General features: G+C 62.2%; 6 protein-coding genes and 1 tRNA gene. All 7 read left to right on the top strand.

All coding sequences use genetic code 11. The features are described 5' to 3' along the window. The first annotated feature begins 153 nt into the window (after positions 1-153). Positions 154-227, top strand: a tRNA-Cys gene (locus ENZ75_RS11795). Positions 228-317: 90 nt separating this feature from the next. Continuing rightward, positions 318-986, top strand: a complete 669-nt coding sequence (locus ENZ75_RS11800) for a protein-L-isoaspartate O-methyltransferase (protein WP_024503837.1) — start codon at positions 318-320, stop codon at positions 984-986. A 181-nt stretch (positions 987-1,167) separates the two neighbouring features. Beyond that, the gene (locus tag ENZ75_RS11805; RefSeq protein ID WP_063168121.1) at positions 1,168-2,559 is read left to right on the top strand and encodes a TolC family outer membrane protein; all 1,392 of its coding nucleotides are present in this window, start codon (positions 1,168-1,170) and stop codon (positions 2,557-2,559) included. Positions 2,560-2,774: 215 nt separating this feature from the next. Then, complete coding sequence (locus ENZ75_RS11810) at positions 2,775-3,593, top strand: PopZ family protein (protein ID WP_013531280.1); 819 nt, start codon at positions 2,775-2,777, stop codon at positions 3,591-3,593. 218 nt (positions 3,594-3,811) lie between these two features. Next, positions 3,812-6,595, top strand: a complete 2,784-nt coding sequence (locus ENZ75_RS11815) for a valine--tRNA ligase (RefSeq protein WP_013531281.1) — start codon at positions 3,812-3,814, stop codon at positions 6,593-6,595. A gap of 358 nt (positions 6,596-6,953) precedes the next feature. Continuing rightward, positions 6,954-8,174, top strand: a complete 1,221-nt coding sequence (locus ENZ75_RS11820) for an OmpP1/FadL family transporter (protein WP_128278112.1) — start codon at positions 6,954-6,956, stop codon at positions 8,172-8,174. Between the two features lie 306 nt (positions 8,175-8,480). Continuing rightward, positions 8,481-8,896: dihydroxy-acid dehydratase (locus ENZ75_RS11825; RefSeq protein WP_206616520.1), on the top strand; the 416-nt coding region annotated here is incomplete at its 3' end.

Here is an 8,896-nt window from a genome sequence, read left to right on the forward strand (position 1 = left end):
GGCTATGCTTAACTGTCCGCTAATAAAGCGGTCCGATGATTTGCCGGACGCCGTCCGGACTGACGCGAGGAAACCGTTCGGAATGCAAGGTGGCCGCTTGACGGCATTTTCGCCGCAACCTATTGGAACCGGGTGGAACGCCGGGAGCAATGAGGCCTCGTGGCGGAGTGGTTACGCAGAGGACTGCAAATCCTTGCACCCCGGTTCGATTCCGGGCGAGGCCTCCAATGCCCGGGCCCCCGCGCGGCAGCGCAGGGGCCTGAAGTTCCTGACACAATGGACCGCGGTTCTGGCGCGGCAAGCGGACTGGTTGGGACATGAGCGCTGATTTCTCCGAACTACGCGTCAAGATGGTCGACGGCCAGGTCCGCACCACAGATGTGACCAGCGCGCCGCTACTCGATGCAATGCTTGTCGTCCCAAGAGAGATGTTTGTCGGCGCCGCCCAGCGCGATCTCGCCTATATCGACGAGGACATCCGCATTGCAGCCGGCGCGGACGGTTCGCGCTACCTGATGGAAGCGTCGCCGTTGGCCAAGCTTATCCAGCTGGCCGAGATCAACCCGACCGATTCGGTGCTCGATGTCGGTTGCGGAACGGGCTACGCCTCGGCCATCCTGTCGCGGCTGGCCGGGTCCGTAGTGGCGCTCGAAAACGATTCGGCGCTGGCGGAAACCGCCAGATCGACGCTTTCGTCGCTTGGCTGCGGCAATGTGACCGTCGTCCAGGGCGCGTTGCCGCAGGGGCATGCCGCCAAGGCGCCTTATGATGTTATCTTTATCGGTGGCAGTGTCGCGGAAGTGCCGGCCCCGTTGCTCGACCAGCTTGCCGAAGGCGGCCGACTCGTCGCCGTCGAAGGGCAGGGCAATTCCGGCGTGGCCCGTCTCTTTTTCAAGGCCGGGGGGGTTGTAACCGGAAGACGTGCATTTAATGCGGCAATTAAGCCACTACCGGGGTTTGAACGCATTCGTGCTTTCGAATTCTGAATGATTTGGCCTTGCAGCAGAGGCTTTGTCATGGTCGCTTGCATTTGAACGATCGCTGCTGATGCCAAACTGGGGGCACTTTGGGGGTGAGCAGCAGGGAACACGAACACGCGGCGCCGGCTGATCTATGAGAGAAGCAGGCGCGGCGCGGTTCCCATGGAAAACGAATGAGGGTTTAACCGTGCCGTCTTTACGCAAGTCACTTTTCACCGCCGTCCTCGTTTCGGCGACCATGCTGTCCCCACTGGCCGCTTCAGCCGAAACCATCTCCGGCGCGCTTGCAAAGGCCTACCAGTACAATTCTTCACTGAATTCGGCCCGTGCCGGCGTTCGCGTCACCGACGAGGGTGTCGCCATCGCCAAGTCGGGCTACCGCCCGGTTGTCACCGGCTCGGCGGATATCGATTATTCGAGCAGCCATCTCAACGGCACCAATTCAAGCGTGCGGCTGACCACCGGCAATTTTGGCGTTCAGATCAACCAGACGCTGTTCGACGGCTTTCAGACCAGGAACAATGTCGCTGCCGCCGAAGCGCAGGTCCGGGCCTCGGTCGAAAGCCTGCGCAACACTGAAGAGGGCATCCTGTTCAGCGCGGCGCAAGCGTATATGAACGTGATTCGCGACCGGCAGGTCGCCGTGCTGACCGAGCAGAACCTGCAGTTCCTGACCGAAACGGCGCGCGCGGCGCGTTCGCGCTTCGAAGTTGGCGAAGGCACGCGCACCGATGTCGCCCAGGCCGACGCTTCGCGCGCCGCCGCGGTGGCGTCGCTGAGTGCTGCCCGGGCGCAGGCGCTGGCAAGTGCGGCGCTCTATCGCCAGATCGTTGGCGACGAGCCGGGCAAACTCAAGGGCGCTTCGCCGGTGGCAAAGCTGTTGCCGTCGAGCCTCGCCGCCGCCGTCGGGGTGGCCTCGAACGAGCATCCGGCCATCCTTGCCACGCAGCATCTGGTCGATGCCGCGGCGTTTTCGGTGAAGTCGGCCGAAGGTGCGCTGTTGCCGCAGCTGTCGGCTTCCGCCGGCGTTTCGAGCGCCTATCGCAATACCTCGCCTTTGCCGGGTGTCGGTTCGCAGGATGGCACGACCAATTCGGCCAGTGTCGGGGCAACGCTGACCATCCCGATCTATTCGGGTGGCCGCACCTCGGCGATCGTGCGCCAGGACAAGGAATCGCTCAGCCAGGCCCGCATCCAGGTCGATGTCAGCCGCGACCAGGTGCGCCAGGCCGTCACCGCCGCCTGGACCGAGTACACCGCCGCGCAGCAGCAGCTGACGGCCAACAGGCAAGTGATCGAAGCCGCGAAGCTGGCACTGAACGGTGTCATCGAAGAGCGCAATGTCGGCCAGCGCACCACGCTCGACGTCCTCAATGCGCAGGCGACGGTCATCACCGCCCAGATCAACCAGGCCGGTTACGAACACGATGTGGTGGTGGCGAGCTACGCCATCCTGCAGGCGACCGGCCGTCTGTCCGTCGACCGCCTTGGCTTGCAGGTAGCGAAATACAAGCCTGAAGAGCACTACAACGCGGTCAAGGACAAGTGGTACGGACTGCGCACGCCGGACGGCCGCTGAGGCGTTCGGCCTGAACTGGCCGTGTTCCCTGCTTGAGCAGGATCTTTCGCGCTGCGGCTCTCGGGTTCAGATGGCGCTAATCTGTTGAAATCCCACAAGTCCCCAGATTGGGGATTCTCGTGCGGCGATCCGTCGGTTACGCTGTGGCCATGATTCGATCCGGCTCTGCCGGAGCGGAAAACCCAACAGGGGTCACAAGGGCGGCGGATGTGACGATGGCAACGGCAAGCAGCGCACAGCGCGAACCTTCCATGGAAGAGATACTGGCTTCCATCAGGCGGATCATCGAGGACAGCGACGGCGGCCGCAAGCAGCCGGGCGACGCCGATGAGCTGAGCCAGGATCTGGAGCGCGCGTCGAGCGCCTATGCAGCCCCCGACGTGGAAGCTTTTCGTGCCGACCTGCATGCCGCCCCCGAGGGCAGGAAGCCTGTCACGCTGGCGGAAGTCCAGTCACAGCTGCCGCCGGCCGAGCCGGTGGTGGCGCGCATGGAAACGCCGGTGCGCCCCGATCCCAGCCCGGCAAGGCCATCGATGACACTCGCCGAGGTCAGCGCCCGCGTTGCAGCGGAGCCAATCACGGCTGAAGCGCCAATATCGCGTCCTGTCGCCGACGCTTCCATCGCCGATTGGCGTCGCGAGATCGCCGCGGTTGGCGAACAGGCCAGGGCGGTGTCGGACCGGAGCGAGGCACGCAAGACGGCTGCCCAGCCGTCCGTGGAGGCTCCAGGGGATGAACCGGCCGCGAAACCGGCTACCGAGCCGTCTCGTCCGGATGCAAGCGTGGTGCGGCCGGTGGCGGCCAGCGACGCGCCGCGTCCGGCGATCGTTTCCGAGCACACCGGCCGTCAGGTCGCGGCTGCCTTTGGCGAGCTTTCCGACGCGTTTGCCAGCCGCAGCAAGAAGACATTCGACGAGATGGCCGAAGAGATGCTGCGGCCGATGCTGCAGGATTGGCTCGACAACAATCTGCCGACACTGGTCGAAAGGCTGGTGCGCGAGGAGATCGAGCGCGTGGCGCGCGGGGCGCAGTAGTTCCCCATGCCGATTGCCCAGAGGAAACGGCGCCTTCGTGGCGCCGTTTCTTTTGGTGAAGTCGTTGTCGGCAGGACGACGGATCGCGTTCCGTTGAAATGACTGAGGCCGCGCCTATCTGGTTGTGAGGGTCCGAGACAGCCCTTGCGGTTGACTTGGCCAAAACCTTCCGATTTACACCGGACCAGCAAACTCCCGACAGCGCGGACCATTTTCCCATGCTTGAAAAGACCTACGACGCCAAAACCGTCGAGCCGAAGATCGCCAAAGTCTGGGAAGAGGCCGACGCGTTTCGCGCCGGTGCCGGGGCCGAGGAGGGGGCGGAGGCCTTCACCATCGTCATCCCGCCGCCGAACGTCACCGGCTCGCTGCATATGGGACACGCGCTCAACAACACGCTGCAGGATATATTGGTGCGCTTCGAGCGCATGCGCGGCAAGAACGTCCTGTGGCAGCCGGGCATGGACCATGCCGGCATTGCCACGCAGATGGTGGTCGAGCGGCAGCTGATGGAAAAGCAGATCCATCGCCGCGACCTGACCCGCGAACAGTTCATCGAGAAAGTGTGGGAGTGGAAGGCCGAATCCGGCGGTGCCATCTTCAACCAGCTGAAGCGGCTCGGCGCCTCGGCCGACTGGTCACGCGAACGCTTCACCATGGACGAAGGCCTGTCCAAGGCGGTGCTCGAAGTGTTCGTCACGCTCTACAAGGAAGGGCTGATCTACAAGGACAAGCGTCTTGTGAACTGGGACCCCAAGCTGCTCACCGCGATCTCCGATCTCGAGGTCGAGCAGCAGGAGGTCAATGGCAATCTCTGGCACTTCCGCTACCCCGTCGAAGGCAAGGTCTTCGACCCGGAAAACCCGAAAACCTTCATCACCGTGGCGACGACGCGCCCGGAGACGATGCTGGGCGATACGGCCGTCGCGGTGCATCCCGACGACGAGCGCTTCCGGCATCTGGTCGGCAAGAACATCGTCCTGCCGATCGTCGGCCGCAGGATTCCCGTGGTGGCGGATGAGTATTCCGATCCGGAAAAAGGTTCGGGCGCGGTCAAGATCACGCCGGCGCACGACTTCAACGATTTCGAGGTCGGCAAGCGCCACAAGCTGCCGGCGATCAATATCCTGACCACGGAGGCGGCGGTAAGTCTCAGGGACAATGAGGATTTCCTTGCCGGCCTCGAGGTGACGCCGGAGCGCCAGGCGGTCTGGGACGAACTCGACGGCCTCGATCGCTTCGTCGCGCGTAAGAAGATCGTCGAGCTGATGGAAGAGGGCGGCTTCCTCGAAAAGGTCGAGCCGCATCGCCATGCGGTGCCGCATGGCGATCGCGGAGGCGTGCCGATCGAGCCGTTCCTGACCGAGCAATGGTATGCCAATGCGGCGGAGCTGGCCAAACCGGCAATCGCTTCAGTGCGCGAAGGTCGCACGAACTTCGTGCCGAAGAACTGGGAAAAGACCTATTTCGACTGGATGGAGAACATCCAGCCCTGGTGCATCTCGCGCCAGCTCTGGTGGGGCCACCAGATTCCGGCCTGGTACGGGCCGGATGGGCGCGTCTTCGTCGAGAAGACCGAGGAAGAGGCGCTGAGCGCCGCGATCGAATTCTATCTGGCGCTGGAAGGACCGTGGAAGGCCTGGGTCGAGGACAAGCTGGAGAACTTCAAGCCGGGCGAGATCCTGACCCGCGACGAGGACGTGCTGGACACCTGGTTCTCGTCGGCGCTGTGGCCGTTCTCGACGCTGGGTTGGCCTGATGAGACTCCCGAGCTGAAGACCTACTACCAGACCGACGTGCTGGTGACAGGCTTCGATATCATCTTCTTCTGGGTCGCCCGCATGATGATGATGGGCCTGCACTTCATGGACGAGGAGCCGTTCCACACCGTCTATGTCCATGCGCTGGTGCGCGACAAGAACGGCGCCAAGATGTCGAAGTCGAAAGGCAACGTCATCGATCCGCTCGACCTGATCGACGAATACGGCGCCGATGCGCTGCGCTTCACCCTGACGGTGATGGCGGCACAAGGCCGCGACGTGAAGCTCGATCCGGCGCGCATCGCCGGCTATCGCAATTTCGGCACCAAGCTGTGGAACGCGACGCGTTTTGCCGAGATGAACGAGGTCGCGCGCAATGACGATTTCTGGCTGAACGACGCCAAGCTGGCGGTCAACCGCTGGATCCTCACCGAGCTGACGCGGGCGGCGCGCGAGATCACCGACGGCATCACCTCATACCGCTTCAACGAGGCGGCGGGCGCCGCCTACCGCTTCGTCTGGAACCTGTTCTGCGACTGGTACCTGGAACTGCTGAAGCCGGTGTTCATGGGAACCGACGAGGCGGCCAAAGCCGAAAGCCGAGCCTGCGTCGCCTTCGTGCTCGACGAGATCTACAAGCTGCTGCATCCGATGATGCCGTTCATGACCGAGGAACTGTGGGCGCAGACCGCTGGCGAAGGCAAGCAACGCCCCTCGCTGCTGTGCCATGCCACGTGGCCGTCACCGGACTTCGAAGACGCCGAGGCTGCAGCCGACATCAATTGGCTGGTCGACCTCGTCTCCGGCATCCGCTCCGTGCGTTCGGAGATGAACGTGCCGCCGGCAGCCATCGCACCGCTCGTCGTGGTCGGCGCCAACGATGTGACACGCGAGCGCCTCGTTCGCGAGGAGTCGGCGATCAAGCGGCTGGCGCGGGTCGGCGACATCTCGCTTGCCGATATCGCGCCCAAGGGTTCGGCGCAGATCGTGCTCAACGAGGCGACGATCTGCCTGCCGCTTGGCAGCCTGATCGACCTCGCCGCCGAGGCTGCACGGTTGCAGAAGGAACTGGCCAAGGTGACCGAGGAGATCGCGCGCCTGCACAAGAAACTGTCGAACGAGAGGTTCGTGGCCAGCGCGCCGGCCGAGATCGTCGATGCCGAGCGTGAAAAGCTCGCCGAATACCGCGATGCACAGGACAAGCTGTCGATCGCGCTGGCCAGGGTTCGCGACGCCGGCTGAGGGTAGATTCGGGAGACTTTAGACCCCTCTAAAATGCTGGTTTTCCGCCTGGAAAATCAGCATTCCGTTGCGTTAATATTGACGTAAACGGAAGTTTTAGCCCCATTGTTGCCATAATGTAACAATGGGGCTCCTGGAGCCCAAAAAAGGCCTGTTTTCGAGCCTTTTTGGATGGTTCTCCCTGTTTTTTGAGAGCCGCTCAGCCTTCACAGACCATTTTTCGGCCTTGCCGCACCCGGTTGCATTTCCTCGAAAATGCGGCTGGCCAGTGTGTACATGTACGCCCGCGAATTCGTTGTTGCACCGTTAACCTGAATTGGTTCTAGCTTGGTGCACTCGAATTCGGGGAGGACATTTCATGACTATTCTGCGACTGAAGGCGCTGCTGGGGGCGGGCTGCTTTTCGCTGGCTTTGATCGGGACGGCGATGAATCCGGCACATGCCGGCGGCCTGGAGCGTGGCGGCTACGATATCGATCTGCTGTTCGATCCGGCTCCGTTCGCGACCGAAGCGGAAGCGACCTATGTGATGCCGGACCGCAAGTACGAGAATGCGCGCGGTCCAGGCGGAGCCGATCTCGGCTTGGGCACCTCGGCCGACGGAGCCGAGGGCTATTGGGTTCCGCGCGTGGGAATGAAGGTCCAGGTCGTGCAAGGCGTGGATTGTATGGTCGATTATTCGCAGCCCTGGGGCGCGCATACCGCACCTGGCATGTGGAATGGTGCGCTTTCCAATACGGAAACCGATATCAAGAGCAACAACTACGCTGGTACATGCTCTTATAAATTTGATGCGGGCAAGGGCCAACTTCGTTTTATCGGCGGGCTGTTTTTCCAAGACATCTCGGGGTTCAAAGAAAACTTGGTAAACGTACTCCCAGCATTGACAGGCCGTGTCGATCTCGAGGCCAGTGGCTGGGGTTGGCGCGCAGGCGTCGCTTATGAAATCCCCGACATCGCGTTGCGCGCGAGCCTTGTCTACAATTCGAAAGTCAAGCTCGACAATATCTCGGGTGCGCTCGACCTCACCAGTATTGGCAGAGGCGTTACCGATATTTACGGATCAACACAGTACATGCCTGATTCCGTGGAGCTGAAGTTGCAGTCGGGTATCGCTCCCGGCTGGCTTGCCTTCGGTTCGATCAAGTGGGTGAACTGGAGTTTGCTGCAGAGCGTTCCTATCTGCCCGGTGGGGGCTCCGTCCTCACTTTGCTTCACCAACGGCCCGGCAGAGGCAACCTCCCTTGACCTGATGTATCGTGATGGCTGGACCGTATCAGGTGGTATCGGCCACAAGTTCAACGATCAGTGGAGTGGAGCCGGTCAGTTGACTTGGGATCGCGGCACCTCGCATGGCTTCGGCGCGCAGACCGACACCTGGACGCTGGGTGGCGGCGTCGCTTATACGCCGAAGCCCAACATTGAGGTTCGCCTGGCCGGTGCAGTCGGTGTGCTCACCAGTGGTCATTCCGGCATAGTGATTGGCGAGAACGGAAAAATTATTGGTGACGACGCCACCTACGATTTTGGCAACGATCTGGTCACGGCATTTTCCGGCGGTATCAAGATCAAGTTCTAACCTGTTGAGAATTTTACAAAAAGGCCGGGCAATACCCGGCCTTTTTCATTTGGGCGGCTCTTGCCCGTGCGCCATTCATATAGGCCGCGTGCACATAAGCCGCGCTGTTGTCGCCCTCCTGCTATTGTGACGTTTTGGCAACACTTTCTGAACAACCCCTGCGGTAGAGGTCAGGCTGAGGAAATTGCCCATTTCCCGCCATAAACCCGGCGCACCTCGATCTTGTCTCGGGACACGCGCCAAAAGGCTCGGCGAGGGGGCAGGCCGCTCCGCCCCATTTGCAGGGAAGATGGGGCAAGGAAGAGTATGGACGCCAAAGTCATCTCCAAGGCTAAGCTCCCTAGCCGCTATGTGACCGTCGGTCCGGCGCGTGCGCCGCATCGTTCCTATCTCTATGCCATGGGTTTGTCGGCGGCCGAGATTGCGCAGCCGCTGGTCGGGGTCGCCTCCTGCTGGAACGAGGCGGCGCCCTGCAACATTTCGCTGATGCGCCAGGCGCAGGTGGTCAAGAAGGGCGTCGCGGCCGCCAGCGGCACGCCGCGCGAATTCTGCACCATCACCGTCACCGATGGCATCGCCATGGGTCACCAGGGCATGAAGTCGTCCCTGGTGTCGCGCGAGGTCATCGCCGATTCGGTCGAGCTCACCATGCGCGGCCATTGCTACGACGCGCTGGTTGGGCTCGCCGGCTGCGACAAGTCGCTGCCCGGCATGATGATGGC

The organism is Mesorhizobium sp. M7A.F.Ca.CA.002.04.1.1 (assembly GCF_004022805.1).
Taxonomy (GTDB): Bacteria; Pseudomonadota; Alphaproteobacteria; order Rhizobiales; family Rhizobiaceae; genus Mesorhizobium; species Mesorhizobium ciceri.